The organism is Algibacter lectus (assembly GCF_900112395.1).
In the GTDB taxonomy this organism is placed as follows: Bacteria; Bacteroidota; Bacteroidia; order Flavobacteriales; family Flavobacteriaceae; genus Algibacter; species Algibacter lectus.
Genome location: NZ_FOLN01000012.1, coordinates 1 through 17,951, shown reverse-complemented (window position 1 = coordinate 17,951; position 17,951 = coordinate 1). Strand labels below are relative to the sequence as shown.

Annotated in this window: 12 protein-coding genes and 1 rRNA gene; 3 read left to right on the top strand and 10 right to left on the bottom strand. The window is 32.3% G+C overall.

The features are described from left to right. Positions 1 to 4: 4 nt before the first annotated feature. The gene (locus BM246_RS16890) at positions 5 to 2,134 is read left to right on the top strand and encodes a peptidylprolyl isomerase (protein WP_074939577.1); all 2,130 of its coding nucleotides are present in this window, start codon (positions 5 to 7) and stop codon (positions 2,132 to 2,134) included. 114 nt (positions 2,135 to 2,248) lie between these two features. Here BM246_RS16890 and BM246_RS16885 read toward each other — a convergent pair whose 3' ends face one another. The 6 genes from BM246_RS16885 to BM246_RS16860 form a co-directional block, all read right to left on the bottom strand. Next, entirely contained in the window at positions 2,249 to 3,157 is a 909-nt protein-coding gene (locus BM246_RS16885; protein ID WP_074939574.1) for a GYDIA family GHMP kinase, read from the bottom strand. 23 nt (positions 3,158 to 3,180) lie between these two features. Beyond that, positions 3,181 to 4,161 (bottom strand): YitT family protein, encoded by a 981-nt coding sequence (locus BM246_RS16880; protein ID WP_042499866.1) that lies wholly within the window; start codon positions 4,159 to 4,161, stop codon positions 3,181 to 3,183. Positions 4,162 to 4,173: 12 nt separating this feature from the next. Then, complete coding sequence (locus BM246_RS16875) at positions 4,174 to 4,731, bottom strand: hypothetical protein (RefSeq protein ID WP_074939571.1); 558 nt, start codon at positions 4,729 to 4,731, stop codon at positions 4,174 to 4,176. A gap of 43 nt (positions 4,732 to 4,774) precedes the next feature. Continuing rightward, positions 4,775 to 6,313, bottom strand: a complete 1,539-nt coding sequence (locus tag BM246_RS16870) for a helicase HerA-like domain-containing protein (RefSeq protein ID WP_074939568.1) — start codon at positions 6,311 to 6,313, stop codon at positions 4,775 to 4,777. Positions 6,314 to 6,415: 102 nt separating this feature from the next. Next, entirely contained in the window at positions 6,416 to 7,189 is a 774-nt protein-coding gene (locus BM246_RS16865; RefSeq protein WP_139221920.1) for a hypothetical protein, read from the bottom strand. A 75-nt stretch (positions 7,190 to 7,264) separates the two neighbouring features. Further along, on the bottom strand, positions 7,265 to 7,963 hold the full coding sequence (locus BM246_RS16860; protein ID WP_074939562.1) for a hypothetical protein: 699 nt from the start codon (positions 7,961 to 7,963) through the stop codon (positions 7,265 to 7,267). A 101-nt stretch (positions 7,964 to 8,064) separates the two neighbouring features. Here BM246_RS16860 and BM246_RS16855 point away from each other — a divergent pair, with 101 nt between their 5' ends. Beyond that, positions 8,065 to 8,694, top strand: a complete 630-nt coding sequence (locus BM246_RS16855) for a 7-carboxy-7-deazaguanine synthase QueE (protein WP_042499874.1) — start codon at positions 8,065 to 8,067, stop codon at positions 8,692 to 8,694. A gap of 85 nt (positions 8,695 to 8,779) precedes the next feature. After that, positions 8,780 to 10,795 (top strand): tetratricopeptide repeat-containing sensor histidine kinase, encoded by a 2,016-nt coding sequence (locus BM246_RS16850; RefSeq protein ID WP_139221919.1) that lies wholly within the window; start codon positions 8,780 to 8,782, stop codon positions 10,793 to 10,795. Between the two features lie 218 nt (positions 10,796 to 11,013). Here the strand turns inward: BM246_RS16850 and BM246_RS16845 are convergent, their stop codons facing one another. The 4 genes from BM246_RS16845 to rrf form a co-directional block, all read right to left on the bottom strand. Continuing rightward, complete coding sequence (locus BM246_RS16845; RefSeq protein WP_074939548.1) at positions 11,014 to 12,534, bottom strand: reverse transcriptase family protein; 1,521 nt, start codon at positions 12,532 to 12,534, stop codon at positions 11,014 to 11,016. A 261-nt stretch (positions 12,535 to 12,795) separates the two neighbouring features. Next, positions 12,796 to 14,424: an SWIM zinc finger family protein gene (locus BM246_RS16840; protein ID WP_074939545.1), complete on the bottom strand. Its 1,629-nt coding sequence runs from the start codon at positions 14,422 to 14,424 to the stop codon at positions 12,796 to 12,798. A gap of 4 nt (positions 14,425 to 14,428) precedes the next feature. After that, on the bottom strand, positions 14,429 to 17,473 hold the full coding sequence (locus BM246_RS16835; RefSeq protein WP_074939542.1) for a WGR domain-containing protein: 3,045 nt from the start codon (positions 17,471 to 17,473) through the stop codon (positions 14,429 to 14,431). A 171-nt stretch (positions 17,474 to 17,644) separates the two neighbouring features. Continuing rightward, positions 17,645 to 17,752: ribosomal RNA gene (gene rrf, locus BM246_RS16830) — 5S ribosomal RNA — on the bottom strand. Between the last annotated feature and the right edge of the window lie 199 nt (positions 17,753 to 17,951).

Here is a 17,951-nt window from a genome sequence, read left to right as displayed (position 1 = left end):
ACAGATGGCAGTTTTAAATAAAATCAGACAACGTTCATTATTCTTAATCTTGATAATAGCGTTAGCGTTATTTTCCTTTGTATTAGCAGATTTATTTAAAAATAGTGATGCACTTTCAGCAAAATCGCAAAATATTGTTGGTACTGTTAATGGTACAGATATTACTCGCGAATCGTTTCTTCAAAAAGTAGATGTAGCGCAACGCCAAGCTGGTGCAAGTGCAACAAGTACTCAGGTTATGAACCGTGTTTGGGATCAAGAAGTACGTGAAGCTGTAATGGGTGCTCAATTTGAAAAATTAGGGATTTCTGTTGAAAAAGACCAAATGAAAGATTTACTAAAAACAGCGCTAGCATCTAGCCCTGAATTTTTAAACGAAGCTGGTTTGTTTGACGAAGCAAAACTTAATGAATATATCGCTAACCTAAAAGAAACATCGCCTGCAGGTTATGAAAGTTGGGTTAATTACGAAAAACAATTAGCAAACAATGCGTTACAACAAAACTACTTTAACTTAGTTAAAGCTGGTTTAACAGGAACACTTGCCGAAGGTGAACTAGACTACATGCTTGAGAATAACAAAGTAGATATTAAATATGTACAAGTACCTTATACTTCTATTGCTGATAGCTTAGTAAAAGTTTCTAAATCTGATATTTCTAGCTACATTAGTAAAAATGCTAAGAAATACGAAGTTGAGGCATCTCGCGATATTCGTTTTGTTGAGTTTAAAGAAGTAGCAAGCGTAGAAGATGAAAATGCAATAAAAGCAGAGTTAACAAAACTATTATCTGATCGTGTTGAGTATAACGACGGTACTAAAACTAACGAAAATATCACTGGTTTTTTAAACACAAAAAACAACGAAGATTTTATCAATTCTAATTCTGATATTAAATTTGACGATCGTTTTGTATTTAAATCTAGTTTACCATCTGCTGTAGCAGATACTCTTTACAACTTAAATGAAGGTGGTGTTTATGGTCCTTATAAGGATAATGGATACTACAAAATCTCAAAAATAGTTGCTGTAAAACAAATTCCAGATTCAGCTAAAGTTCGTCATATCTTAATTCCTTTTATCGGAACAAGAAGTTCTGGAGCTCAGGCAACTCAAACAGAAGCACAAGCGAAAGCAACTGCAGATAGCCTTTTAACAATTTTAAAATCTAACCGTTCTAAATTCCCTGAATTTGTAACAGAATTCTCTACAGACCAAGGAAGTATTGAAAATGGTGGCCGTTACGATTGGCATGCATACAATACTATGGTTCCAGAATTTAACGACTTTGAATTCGAAGGTTCAACTGGAGATTTAGGAATTGTAAAAACAATGTTCGGTTTTCATATTATTGAAATTGAAGGACAGAAAAATAAAACTAAAGCTGTAAAAGTAGGAACATTAGCTAGAAAGATTGAACCATCTGACGCTACTGTTGATAAAGTATTTAGAGATGCTTCTAGTTTTGAAATCTCTGCGGTAGATAAAGATTATGAAGCTTTAGCTAAAGAAAAAAATTATACAGTACGCCCTGTTAACGGGATTAAAGCTCTAGATGAAACTATACCTGGTGTTGGTAACCAAAGACCAATTGTACGTTGGGCATTTGAAGCTGACGCTGAAATAGGTGATTTAAAACGTTTCAACATTACTAACGGTTATGTAATTGCTCAATTAGTTGCAAAACATGATGCAGGTTTAATGTCTGCAGATGATGCTACAGTAACTGTTTTACCAATTATAAGAAAAGAGAAAAAAGCAGCAATGCTTAGAGATCAAATTTCTGCAACAACTTTAGATGATTTAGCTGCTGAACAAAAGAAAAGTATACGTACAGCTTCTGCTATCAACATGAAAAACCCAACTATTTCTGGAGCTGGTAGAGAGCCATTAGTTGTTGGAGCTGCATTTGGATTAAAAGAAGGTGAAACGTCTAAATTAATAGATGGTGCCAACGGTGTTTACATGATTCAAGTTACTAAAGTAACTCCTGCTGCTCCCTTAGACAACTACCAAGCTGCTGCTAATAGAGTTGAACAACAAAAATCTAATGTTGTAAATTCTAAATTATACAACGCATTAAAAGATGCTGCTGCAATTGAAGATAATAGAGCAAAATCTCAAGTTCAATAAAACGAACCGATTTTAATTATATAAAAAAAAGCCTCATTAGTTTGAGGCTTTTTTTTTGCGTTATATTTAAATAATTATTTGTTCTTATTTAAGTTAATGTTTCTTTTATAAAAACTAAAGCACCATATCTTGATAAGCTAATACGGTATTATAACCTTTAGCTTTAAAATACGCAGTTGGATCTTGTTTAGTTGTTGCTAAAACAAAATCTCCACCCCAAGCACCAAGACTTTTAACAGCACCTTTAAAATCGCTAAATAATCGATCTTTAACAGGAACTTGTTTTGTTATTTCTGCAATTATAGATTCATGCTTTTCTATCAAAACTTCAAATGCCGTTAAAGTTTCTACATGTATTATCTGCTCCGTAATACTATTAATTTCATTAATTGAAACCAGTAAATCGCCTTTATGTTCACGATAATGCTTAATACCATCGCGACTATTCTGTTTCTTATTTAAATGAATAAAATAAAGATTCTTCATAAATATTGGATTAAAGCTTAACGGAATAACATCTATAGCTTTCGATTTTAATTGATAAGTGATTGCAGAATTATTTTGAGCGCAAGCAATATCATAACCACTACCTCCAAAAGTTTTTTCTAAAAGTTGATACGCATTCACTTTTGCCCAATTAGCTATATTATTAATTAAGGTTGATGATGTACCTAACCCCCAATTTTTAGGAAAATCTAATTTCGTCGTTACCTTATATCCTATTCCATCTCTCAAAAACTCTGGATTGAGCGCTTTAGCTGCTTTTAATATTTCTATTAACCTAATAGAAGTCTCATCGGTTTCACTTGAGTTTTGAATAGTGTGATTTACTAACTCAAACTCTTTTTCGAACCAAACCAATCCCTTTTCATCTAAACTTCTCCAAATAATTTTGGCTTCATTTATGTTTTCAACTGTTAACGATTGTCCATACTTAGTTGGTACAGCCAAAGAAATGGCACCATCTAAAACGACGTATTCCCCTGAAATTAATAATTTTCCGTTGCTAAAATACTCCTTCACACTATCTGTTTAAATTATAACTTTTATTTCATAGGTTTTCGCTTAATCATACCACCTTTTAAATCTTTTACAATCCCCATAACAATAAACGCGTTTCTGTCTATTTTATCTATTTCGGTTTGTAACCTAGCGAGTTCTAATCTCGTAACTATGGTGTAGATTATATCTTTATCATAACTATCGCCATTTGTTCCATAACCACCCTTTCCTGCATAAATAGTACAAGCTCGACGTAACTTTTCAGTTAGCATAATGCGCAATTCTTCATGCTTATTAGAAATAATAGTAACGCCCACATATTCCTCAACACCATCTACAACAAAATCTACTGTTTTTGCCGCAGACAAATAGGTTAATATCGCGTAAAGAGCAATTTCAATAGATAGCACATAAGCACCTATTGAAAATATAACGATATTAATTAACAACAATACATCTCCAATGGTTAGAGATAATTTTCGTCCTAAATATATAGCCAATACTTCAGTTCCATCAATAACACTTCCACCACGCATAGACAATCCAATACCTAAACCAAGGAAAAAACCACCAAAAACGGCTATTAATAATTTATCTTCCGTTATGATTGGGTATTCTACAAAATGTACCACAAAAGCTAACAATGTAATAGCTGCAATACTTTTTAAGGCAAATTTATTTCCAATAGTTTTAGAAGCGAGAATTAAAAAAGGAATGTTTACTAAAACTAATAATAAGCCCAACTCTATAGAAGTTACGTTTTCTAACAATAAAGAAATACCTGTTGCACCACCATCTATAAATTGATTGGGCAATAAAAACCCTTTTAAACCAAATCCTGCCGAAAACACACCTATTACTATAAAAATATATTCTTTTATAGCATGCGATAGCTCGACCTGAAATTTGCGAACCAAAGGCACAATTTGTTTTATACTTACGGCTTTACCCTCAGCATTAGCTTGTTTTTTTTTGAGCTGTTTTCGGGCAACATCAACTAATATTTTGGATAAAAATGGATTCATTTTTGAGCTTTTTTAATCCAACCAGTTAATAAAGAAATACTTTATTCTAGCCTGATCGGGAATATGAGCACTCTCAAATTTCAAGTTCATATCGAACCTTAGATTGGCTGGTAATTCCTTTTTATCAATAGTAAAACTTGCATTAATATCTTCTACTATAACAACAATAGAATTAATTAAATTACTAATACGTGAAATTTTGTAATGGTTTCTAATATCCTTGAATACACTTATAGTAGATAAATTTTTATTGGTTGCAAAACGTGGATCCATAATACGAATACCAGATATTGTAGATGTAGAATCTAATGCATGTTTAGGCATTAAGGTTAATAATTTCTTACCTCCTTTTTCGAAAATCTCTATATTATTCACGTTTCCTAAAAACTCATCACCACCTATAAATCTCACAATAGAATCGTTGGCATAAATGTGTTTTATGTCTTTAACTTGAGTAGAATCAGTTAATAAACCTATGTGGTGTTTTGAAATCTCAAAAGGATCTTGATCTTTCTTGCAGCTCTTAAAAACGACTGCTAAACAAAATAGGCTACAAAGTATTTTATACATAATAATATTTCGTTTATTTAATTTCTATTATAATAAAAGTTACTTATTTCTTTAACACTTTGGTTAAAATACCAAAAACCGAACGAATAAACGTAGCGCTTGTAAGCACTTTAACTATAGGATTCATGGCTGTACTTCTACGTCTTGTTGTAGTTTTTCTTTTAGATTCTGCTTTCTTAAGAGCCTCTTGTTCTTTTTTCGCTTTTTCTTTAGCTTCGTCAGCTTCAGCTTCTTTTATCTTTTCATTAAGCATTTCGTAAGCACTCTCTCTATCAATAGTTTCATTGTATTTTTTAACCATTTTAGATTTTGACAACAAACTACTTAGTTCCATATCGGTTAGTACATCCATTCTACTCATAGGTGCTCGCATCATGGTGGCTGCCAATGGTGTTGGACGTCCTTTTTCGTCTAGTGCAGAAACTAATGCTTCTCCAATTCCTAGAGATGTTAAAACTTCTGTAGTATCATAATATTCGGAATCTGGATAGTTTTGTGCCGTTAACTTAATAGCCTTTCTATCTTTAGCTGTAAAAGCTCTTAAAGCATGCTGAATCTTTAAACCTAATTGGCCTAATACCGCTTCGGGAACATCGGTTGGGTTTTGCGTAACAAAATATAAACCAACACCTTTACTTCTAATTAGTTTTACAATGCTCTCAATTTGATTTAATAAAGCTTTTGAAGCTTCGTTAAAAATTAAATGCGCTTCGTCTATAAACAAAATAAGTTCTGGTCTATCACTATCCCCTTGTTCAGGGAAGGTCGAATATATTTCAGCCAACAAACTCAACATAAAAGTTGAAAATAATTTTGGTCGATCTTGAATATCGGTTAAACGAAGGATGTTTATATAACCACGACCATTATCATCAATACGTAATAAATCTTGTGTATCGAAAGATTTTTCACCAAAAAACAAATCGGCACCTTGTTGTTCTAACTCAATAACTTTACGTAAAATAGCTCCAGTAGATGCTGTTGAAATACGTCCGTAAGATTCCGTAAATTCAGCTTTACCTTCTTGCGTAGTGTATTGAAGTATTTTTTTAAAATCTTTTAAATCTAATAAGGGCAGTTTATTATCGTCGCAGTACTGAAAAATGACAGCCACTACTCCCGATTGTGTATCGGTTAAATCTAAAACTCGAGATAATAATACAGGGCCAAATTCACTAACCGTAGCACGAAGCCTAACACCATCTTGTTCAGATAAGGTTAAAAGTTCTACAGGAAAAGCTTTGGCATCAAAAGGTAAACCAATTTTTTCGTGACGTTCATCAATTTTTGCATGACCCGGACTTGGTTGTGCCAACCCACTTAAATCACCTTTAATATCCATTAATAACACAGGAATACCTTTATCACTTAAATTTTCTGCTAAAACCTGAAGCGATTTTGTTTTACCCGTACCGGTGGCACCAGCAATTAAACCGTGACGATTCATGGTTTTTAAAGGAATTTTCACATGGGCACCTGTAACGGTTTCACCATCTAACATAGCAGAACCTACAGCTATAAAATCTCCTTTAGTAGCGTTTCCTTCTGTTATGTATTTAAAAAAAGTATCTGTCTTACTCATACTGTATATTTTGCATAAAAATACAGTAAATAAGATGAAGAAAAAAATATGGTTTCAATGGAAAGACATAGAACCGTTGATTTCTATCTGCCTCAAAGTTTATTACCTATAAGCTTCATAAATAACAATAATGTCCTCTGTTTTATCAGTAACATTGATAGTAAAACCATCGGCATTAAAGCTTGTTACTTCAGCTGCTGTTAAACCCAAATTATCCCCGTTTTGATTTCCATAACGAATACCTATGGCTCTAGAACTAGAAGCGTATCTAGAAATATCATTAATAGAGTTACCATTTCCTCCGTTAAAAATAACTTGTTGATCTATTACGCCATAGTTAGTAGCATAACCTTGCATAGATCCAAATGAGTTTTGGAAACTATTGTCGTTATTAGATGTTCCGTTATCACCATTTATATTTTCAGTCTCTACGTTGGCATAAGCCGAAAACTTAATCGAGCTTGGTTCAAATGGTAAACCTGTAATAGTTTGAGTTCCGGTATTGGTAATAATAAATTTACCGATATAGGTTGTAACACCTATATATGCACCAGAATCTGTTCCTGAACCTAATATATTTCCAGGGTCAGCACTTACCGTAGCATGAGAGTTTATCGGATTCCATATTGGAGTTACTACCGATCCAGAATTAAACTCAAACTTACTTGTTGTAGTATTGAATATCAATAAACCTATAGCAGGTGATACTATGCTATTTCTTTGGGTAGTAGTTAATCGAGGAATTAAAATACCTTTACTATCTGAGTCAACATCTAAAATTGAAGAATTGTCTGGACTTGTAGTACCGATACCTACCTGAGATTGCGCACAGAAAAAACTAGCGCATAGCGCGAGCATGAGGGAGATTTTTTTCATTTTAATATAGCCTTAGGGAGCTAGTTTATTTTAATTATTCATCGAATATAGCTAGAAAACTTGTTAATAACAAAATTAATTAAGCCGACTGATACCAATATTAATAAATTTAGCGTTTAAAGGACTGCCGCCATTATTCAATACATATTTCAACGTTATCACGTCGTTAGCTGATATAGGATACATAACATTTCCGCTTGTTCCCCAATAATCTGTACCAGAAGCAGGCAAGCTAGAAAAACCTCTTGTTAAATATGCTACTAATGCCCCATTAACATCAAGCGCTATAATATATTTTTTATTACCACCTGGCATATTACTCGTTGATAGCGCAGCACTAAACCAATAATTCCCGGCTTCTTTTATTTTAACCGTGCCATTAGCAGTAACATCGTATGTGCTGGAGTTTGTAGCAATTATATCTGACGGCCCTATAGGAAAATCAACATAAGTATCATTTGGTGCAGAAAGCGCACTATTCCCTACTGGATAATTTTTATTTAATATTAAGCTCGCATTTGTTTGACTAGACCAAACACCATTTCTATATACAAAATAAGTGTTGTGGGTTGTATTAAAAACCAAAGCACCATCTAAAGGAGTTGTAATCGCAGACATTTCACTAAATGTCATTCGTGGAGGAACAAAAGCACCTACTTTACTATCTATTTGTAAAACTGATCCGTCATCTGGAGTTGTTGTGCCAATTCCTACTTGAGATTGTGCAAAGAAAAAGCTAACGCATAGCGCAAGCATGAGGGAATACCTTTTCATTTTTATTAGTTCTTTTGAGAGAATAAAGATTACTATATGTAACATCGAATGTAAAACAAAATTTCTATAAAAACTAACGAAATCCGTATCTTTGCCAACTTATGAAGAAAGAAATACAACAATTAGTTGATAAAGGAGAAATGCTTCCATTAATGGAAGAATTTTATACTATTCAAGGTGAGGGTTTTCACAAAGGTACCGCGGCATATTTTATTCGAGTTGGTGGATGCGATGTAGGCTGCCATTGGTGCGATGTAAAAGAGAGTTGGAATGCCAATCTGCATCCGCCTACATTAATCACTAACATTGTTGAAAATGCTAAAAAACATAGTGATACTATTGTAATTACCGGAGGTGAGCCATTAACTTGGGATATGACCCCTTTAACAACACAGCTTAAAGCTGAAGGATTACAAGTACATATTGAAACATCGGGAGCTTATAAACTTACTGGTATTTGGGATTGGATTTGCCTGTCTCCAAAAAAAATGAAACTTCCTACTAAAGAAGTTTACGATAATGCCCATGAACTTAAAGTAATTATTTACAATAAAGATGATTTTCGCTTTGCGGAAGAACAAGCTGAAAAAGTAAACAACGACTGCATTCTATACCTACAACCAGAATGGAGCAAACGTGATAAAGTGGTTCCAGAAATTGTAGATTACGTCATGAAAAATCCGAGATGGAAAGTATCATTACAAACCCATAAATATTTAAATATTCCATAATATTATTAGCCTCGAAGTTTTTTCGAGGCTTTTTTATTTTTTGTCGCACAAATCGCATATATTTAAAGAAACAAACCTAACTACCATGAAGTTAGCACTTTTCTATATTTCCCTTTTTATAGTATTTGGTATAAGCGCGCAACAATCGGACATAGAGAAATCTATTTCCAAAATACATTCAAACATCCAACAATCTCAAAATGGACAGCGCTTAAAATGGATGGATAGCCTGGTTTCTATTGTTAAATACAAAACCGATTTACAGTATGATACTATTGTAAATCAAACCATAAATCTTGCTCTAAAATTAGATTCTTTAGAGCTCGCCGGCAACCATATTGCCGATTTAATCTACTACAAAAACAATATAATAAGTAACCCATCAGAAGGGCTAAAGCTGTATAAGAAACACATTAAAACCTACGAACACATGCAAAATAGCCATGCATTAACCAGGTTTTATTTAAATGTAGCCGATAGTTACTACTATCTAAACGATGTAGATACAGCCATTAAATTCTACAACAAAACTATTGTATACGCACAAAAATATAATGAAACACGGTTAGCAGGTTTCGCTCACTTATATTTAGGTTACACAGAATCTGATTTAGGTAAATTTCCCGAAGCTTCAAAAAGTTTAAAAACTGCTATAGATATATTTACCGAAGTAAAAGATAACTTCAACATACTATCTTCAAAAAATGCTCTATCCGTTTTATACAGTAAAAATGCTTTTTTTAAAGAAGCCGAAAAAGAACGAAATGAAGCCATAGAACTCGCTAAACAAGACGACAGAAACGACCACCTTATTAGTCTATACTTCAACGCTGCAACCGATTACAGAAAAATAGCCGACTATAAAAAACAAATAGCATACTTAAAAAAATCTATTGATTGCAATGCCAAATCTGAAAACGAGATGTATTTAAAGTCGACTATTTTAGCCGAATTAGTAATAGCATATGCCGAAAATAATAATTTAGATTTAGCCGAAACTAACTTTAAAGAACTTAAGAAAATCTATTTAAATAATAAGTCTAGTAAAAATCGTGAATCATATATTTTTGCATTAAAATCACTAGAATACCAAAAAGGCAACTACTCTAACGCACTTGCGTATGGAAAAGAATATTTAACCCTAAGAAAACAAAAACGAGGTTATGAAGAAATTATGCTTGCAGAAAAATTTATAGCCAAAGTATATCAAGCAACCGATAACCCACAAAAAGCGAATCAACATTTAGTAAATTATTACACTTTAAAAGATTCCATTACTAGTGTGCAAAACACAAAAACGCTTGCCTATTTCCAAACACTTTACGAAACCGAAAAACGAGATCGAAAAATAGAAGCTCAAAATACCAATATAGAGTTACTCAATGTTGAAAATAAAAACAAAACGCAACAATTAACCTTCCGAATAATTAGCATGCTAGTTTTATTTGCCTGCATATTATTTTATCGCTCTTACGCCAATGCCAAACACCGCGAATTTGTACAGCAAGGCTTTTCTCAAGAACTAATAAAAGCCCAAGAACAAGAACGCACACGTATTTCTAAAGATTTACACGATAGTGTTGGCCAACAACTAGTACTTCTAAAATGGAAAACCCAAGCATTAGATCAACCAGAATTATCCTTGCTCGTGCAAAATACTCTAGAAGAAGTCAGGCATATATCGCGAGATTTATACCCAATTACATTAACAAAACTAGGTTTAACCAGTAGTATTCAAAAATTATTATTCGAATTAGACGAAACCACAGACCTTTTTGTAACCCTAGAAATAGATGATGTTAACACGCGTTTCGATGATGTGGAAACGCTCAATTTTTATAGATTTATACAAGAATCTGTTAGTAACGTTATTAAACATGCTAATGCCAGCACCTTATTTGTAAATATTTTAAAACAAAAAAACGGTATTAAAGTGTTAATAAGAGATAACGGAAACGGTTTCGACATCGACGACACCATAACCCTAAATAGCCTTGGATTAAAAACCATGACCGAGCGCATTAATATCTTAAAAGGGCAACTTTCAATAAAGAGCAAAAAAAATAAAGGCACTGCTATTTTAGTTCAAATTCCAACTTAAGCTAAAATAACAAAGATTTTTTGGGCGGGTTTTTAAGAAAAATAAAAACCGTGCTATCCACTATATCTTTTTTAGAGGGTTATTAAAGTGACCTTCAAAGCAATATTAGAAATCTAATTTCTAATTTGCATAATAAGGCTTATCAAATAAAAAAGGATGCCGTTTCTATCACTCCCGCAACCATCCGCAAAGTAAATCCTATCAATTAATGAATATTTCTATTTTCTAAAGAAAGACATGATTTTATTAAAAATACCGCCAACAGAATCCGGTTTATTAGCCTTCTCACGTTTATCTAAAACTTTTGGTACATAAGTTGCTTTATGTTTTTCCTTGTAATTATATTTTTCTAATATAACATTTACACGTTTTTTATACAATACACCCTTTTCTGGTTCTATCTGAAAAATATAATTTGCATAACCATCTATTTGAGCCAAAACATTACCTCCTTTAGTCCAATATTTACCTTCTATACCATCTTTCTCTATCTGGAATAGAAGTGCTCTAAAACGTTTTAAATCTCCTTTTGGAATATTAGTTTTTTCGTTAACAACAACACCTGTAACCTCTTGTTTAGCATTACGCTTCATGATGCGTAATTTTTCGGGATGTAAATTAAAATTCTCACTATTTACAACGTATCTAGAGTATTTTAAAAGCGGTGTTATTTTGTCAAAACTATCATGAGTGCCAGAAAATGTAATATCATCTACATAGCGCGTGTATGTAAAACCGTATTTATTTGCTAAACCCGTTAATCTAAAATCTAACTTTTCACAAAGAATATTTGTAATCGCCGGACTTGTAGGGGCGCCTTGCGGTAAAAAACGTTCGCCACGTTGCGCGTAATAATCTTCACCTAAAAGGGAAACATCTAGTATTTTAGGTTCCGAACATAAAAGAGAAAAAATAGTTGCAACCTGATTAGAATAACCTAAAGCTAAAAACACACCTTTAATTCGCGCATAAGTAACAGAAGGAAAAAAATTCTTAAAATCCTGATTAATAACAACAGCTTTCCCAACATGTGGTTCGGCATTGGTTTTAATCGATCTTCCTATAACGCAACCATGTGCATTTGAGTGAACAGATACTATATTTAAAACCGATTCTAACACCCAGTGCTGTGCCTTTTTTAACTTAGGCATAGGTGCTGAGATTAAACGATATCCACCAGATTTTTTAGCCATTTGAAATCTTTTGTAATGACTAATTTTGGAGTTTTTTCTTGAAAACGACAAAAACCTTAACTCACCAATAGAAATATTCATAGCTTTCGCTAAATCTTCGGCTGTATGTAAAACAGGTAAGTTTTTAGATTTTAAACGTTCGGTATTAGATATCTGCTCATTTAATTGATGCGAATAATTTTCACCCAAATAAATAATATCTTTCTCTTTAGAAACACGCCATCTCTCAGCCTTTTCCAAACGTTCTTTTTCACGACGTTCTTTAGTTGCTTTTTGAGATTGTTTAGAAGCAAGCTTGCGTTCTTGGTGTTTTTTAGCCAAAAAAGCTTCCGGATCTTCTATAACTTTTTTTTCTTTTAAAAGTTTTTGAAGTTTCTGAGATAATTCTCTTTCTTCGTTAAAAAACGTATTTACAGCTTTAAAATCAAGTTCTCCCTCATTCCAAAACCCTAAGCGTTTCATTTCCGAAAGGATATATTCTTGTTTAGAAGATGCCTTTATTTTATCATAAATTTCTTGTCTTCTTTCCGTAGAATTATTTCTCATATAACAAAAAAAAGGTAGCAATAAGATGTATTTTGAATGCCCTTCGTACGATTCTCAAGACTGAATTGAACAACTCCAGTGAAATAGGTACCATAGTACTATTTCACTTCGTAGAAGTCTAACCGGAAATGGTACTATGGTACCTATTTCACAAGTTAAGTTCGAGTCAGTGACGCGTTCGGTATCTGTAAGCAAGATTGGCGATCCACCAATCAAAATGCAAGGTTTTTATCTTATTACTACCATGGTTTAAATATAATATTATTTTTTATCAAAAGTGATTCTTGTAGCCAAAATATGCGCACAAGGTCCTTTTGTCATTTTATTTTTATAAAACTCATTACAGTTGCACTTAGCATCTGTAATTTTTAAATCTTTATCTATTAATACAACTGTATTATAATTATTACTTACTGTGGCGGTTAACAATACTTTGCCGTTCTGTTCTGTAATTTTTAAGTTAGCAACCGCTCCTTGTTCCATTAACCTATATGCGTCCTTATCTGTTTCACTAGAAAAACGAAGCGATTCTATATCAATACCATCACGTTTTAATTCGCGTACACGATAAACTTTATTTTTCAGATCATAAATTACTTTGCCTGCTTGCGCAAAAGTTTCCATCGATTTATTAACTGTGGTAACATCTAAATTTAGATTTTTAGCCAAATCTGTTTCGCTTGCAAACCACGTATTTCGTAATTCTAAATAAATACTTTGCATAGTTGTAGCAGGCACTAACGCACGAGGTGCTAATAATTCTAATTGGCTTGACTGTGTCCAATCGTTCGCTGTCCATCCAGAAAGCCCCAATGTAAAATACATATCATTGGTTAAATGTGCCGTGTAAAATGAAGGCATGCCGTTACCTAAAAGATGAACGCTAAATTTGTTGGTTATTGGCAGTAATCGTTCTAAAAGTAGAATACGTCTACGTCCCCAAACTCTAATTTCCTCATACTCATCTCCTTTATAAATCGATTGATTACAGACTATTTCAATATTCCAAGGTTCAAAAACTGCAACAATAGGCTCATTTGGTTTCAGAATGTATTTAATAGACCGAGGACCCCTACGTTCTTTATTTCTTTTTAAAACTGAAATAAAATTGGCAATATCGATAGCTTCTAGTTCAAAAGATACTTTTTTAGTGGTCATTGCTGTACTCACTTGTAAAAAGCCACGAACCCAACTATCAGGCAAATCAATTTTTACTTCTCTATAATTAACTTCACCTGTTGTTTTAACATCAAAACCCTTAGGATCTATTTTAAAATCTGTCTCTTTATAAGTTCTTATTTTCTGAAACTCTTCATATAATTTCTTAGAATAATCAATGTTTGTGGTACCACACTTAAATTCATTAATATCTTTAAAAACATCATATCCACATGATAATTTACCGTAAACAGATTCATCTTTACTAAAACATTCAAAAAATACTTGATCGGGATGCACCGTAATTACTGGGTCTAAAACCATCCAAGCATCCATATCTCTTTTATATAAAAACTTAAAATAGGCACTTTGTGCTTTATAATAAGGTTTCATTATAGAGTCACGCTCTTTACGAAGTCCATCCATTTTTGCACGTACCTCGTGAATTTCTGAACGCAATTTCGATAAATCGGAACTAGCCTCCGATAACCAAATCTCTTCCTGACCTTTTAACCAAGCCAAATAAGCCGAATTATCTTTTGGTTGAAAATTAAAATCTGCAACCACAACATGATGCAATGCAGAGATAGCTTCTCTAAACGGAATTTTTTTATCTAAAGTCCCTACAAAAAATGTAGGATCGCGAAGTACATCTGGAGCAAAACTAACATTAGTGCTAGATACTCCATTATTAACAGCACTTCCGCTTCCGTATTTATAATTAAATTGCATGTTTTTAATTTGATTTTATTAATAACGGAACTTCAATTTCTGGAAAAACATCATATATACTCAGTAAAACATCAATGTTATTACTTCTATCTTTTATGGTTTTTGTCCCAAGAATACTATTTATTAAACGTACAGTCATTTCTGCAACCACCTTACTTTTAACAGATTCTTGTTCTAAAAAAGCATAAATTCTTGTTTTAGTTGAACGATGTGTATTAATATTAAATAAGCTCGTTTTAAAATATGTTTCCAGTTTTAAAATAACATCTGGACTATCTTTAGCATATGTTTCTAAATAGTTCGTTACAAAAAACTGCATATCCTTTGTAGGATGCTCTTGTAGTTTAATAAGTAACGGCAAACCTTTCTCCTCCCTAAAATGAGCTGTTATCATTTTTCTACCAAAAGCTTGTACTTCGTTTTTAGTATGATCGCAAGCGTATAACAGCATGTTAACTGTCCAGTTTTTTTCTTCAATGCTTCTTTCAAAATAATCGCAAGCCCAATCTATAATATCTTGCCAACTTGAATTAAAAATTAATAATGCCTTTTCTAACTCATAATTAATCTTCGGAATATGTAACTGAAAATAATCTTGAAGCATTTTACGTATTTCAAAAATGTCTGAATTACCTAAAGAGACAAGTTTCTCAACAGGTAACGTGTTTAAATCTATATGTTGTTTAAATAAAGGAAGGCCAAGTTTTTGAGCATATTCGTAATGAGAAAGCACAAGTTTAAACATAAACTCATGAGAAATATCATTTAAATAATGCTTATAGTTTTCTGTTAATAGGCTGTAACAGTTAGCATGTAAACCATCATATTTTTCTGCTTCAATCAATACTATAAGTAGGCTATTAAAAAGACTTGTTTTGAAATCAGTGTCTAAATTAACCAACCGTTCTATAGTTGGTTGTATTGCTGTCCTTACTTCTTCGTATTCAGAAAAACAAAAACCGCTAATCTTTTTACTATTCTCTAGCAAAAAGTGATCAGGAAACTGAGATAATAACTCAATACCAACTTGCCTTAATCTAGCTTCATCAGAATTAATATATTTATCTATCGAATCTTTAAATAATAGGAATGTTTCTATTTTATTGTGCTTAGCTAAATAAGCCGCAAATAATTTATTTGTAACACTATTAGAAGATGCCAATTTATTAATCTCCTCCAAAGATACATCACTCAATAAGCTCCCAAAAGTCGTATTTCCTATTAAATTGTTTACCTCTAAAAGATAAGCTTCAGTATAGATAGAATGTGATTGAAATAAGCCTTTCAAAGCATTTAAATTAAGTATAAAATTATATTTAGGAATACTGCCATATAAAGTTTTTAAATAATCAATAACCTTTACTTCACCAGTTAGTAATAAACCGATTACAAATTCATCTCGAGAAAAGTAATCCCGTTCATAAAAATTAAGCCAACCAAGCCCTAATTCTATAGCTCTTTCATTTTTAGAACTTAATAATGCCAACATGATAGCATCTTCAGGTTGTATGTTTTTATATTTATTTTTTATAGATTCTAAAATCACGTCCAAAACTTTAGGATGATAATGAGAAACTAAACGTTGTAAATCATCTAACAAAAGTGAATCTAAAATATTCTTTTTCACTTTTATAATTCGTAATGCGAAAAACACAGCCTCTTCACTCTTAGCATGGCTTAAAACATACAGTACTTTCTCAGGGTTGCTATTCCAAACTTCTGGAAGAATTTCTGCTCGTTCTAGATCTTCCAACTTAATATCTTCAGAATAAAACCATTTAGTATTATCTCTGTTTAACAAAGTAGAATTACCATAAAGCACATACATTAGTGCAGTAAACTCATGATATCTTGGAAAGATTCGACGCTCAGTAATATAGCGTCTTTCTACAGAATCATAAATATAATTGTATTGCACATTAGAAGCGTTTCTATCCGTTTTATCATTTAACGAAACTAACATAGCCACTGCATAATCCAAATAACCAGGTATGTCAGTTTTACTTAATTTATAAACTAAGCTATAGGTGTTTTTATTAAAATATTTTCGTGTTTTAGATGAAAACGCTACAGAAGGATTCTCTTTTTTCTTTTCAATATCTACTGAAGTCCATTGCTGACCGATATATATATAATTAGAAGTATATCCAGGTGTACTAACACCCATTCTTTTAGATAACAAGCCTAAAAACTGATAGTCGTCTAATAAGTGGGCCACTCGATAAATATATCTAATAGATTTAAATGTATTTACTTTTAACGGAATACTTTCAAGGAATTGATATAGCTCTTCCCTATCGAAATTTTCTATATCACTATATAAATAAACATAATATAAAACTGAAGCATCAATATTCTCTTCTTTGAGGTAATAATCTTTTAATGCAGCGTAAAATAATCTAGGATGTTTTATATGATTTCCTAATTCTGATGGAAGCGTGTTTAAAATCTTATTTTGAATTTCCTTCTTTACATTATCGTTACCATATTTAAGACAATATGCAACAGCAACACGACCACTTTTATTTGAAAAATTCTCAGTTTTGAAAACATTATAAATCGAATCAACATGTGTATCATCTTCTAAAATACAAAGCGTATATATAGAAGCATATTGCTCAAATTCGCCATTAGAATTAATAAAACGAGCTATAAGTGTCGATGCTAACTTAATATTAAGTTCTGCACATCTTAAAATAATTTTAGAGACTTTCCAATCTCTAGAATAAGTACCAACAATTGCTTGCTCCAAATACTTTAAAATAGTGTCTTCTCGAGCAGTGTTCTGTTTAACAGGAATAGATACTGAACCGCTCTCACTATATCCTTTTTTCTTTTTACTTTCGACTAACTTATTAAATATAGACAGTGCATCTTCATAATCTACAGGAAAAACTGTTTTAGTTCCTTCTCTTAAAGTTGCTCCTCTACGACCATATCGAAAATTTACCACGAATAAGTCTCCACCAGATTCACATAAATCCACTTCGTATACTTTATCGGATTTGCCTTCTGTAAAATATAGTTTTTTTTGCTGTTGTATCTTCAATTCCAAAACGATTTGTAAGTAAATATACAGAATTATACAATCAACTCATATTGAAGAAAATAAAAAAGCAATTATAAATTATAAACAACTCATTCAATACACTTTACCTTTGGTTATTTAGGTTGAGTTTAGCACAAAAAAAATCCTCAACAAATAAATGTTGAGGATTAAAAAAGGCAACGACCTACTCTCCCACAAATGCAGTACCATCGGCGCTAATGGGCTTAACTTCTCTGTTCGGAATGGTAAGAGGTGAGCCCCATCGCTATAACCACCTTAAGTTATAGCTGCTCGCTATTAGATCTAAATCCTTTAGCATACAGCGTTTATCACGTAGGATAAACAAATATCTTAACATATTGAAATAAGAGACATGACTTGTAAATAATATAATATATTGTTCTCGTTTTAAAAAAACAGGCGTACAATAAGCCTATGGGTTATTAGTACTACTTGGCTATGACATTACTGCCTTTAC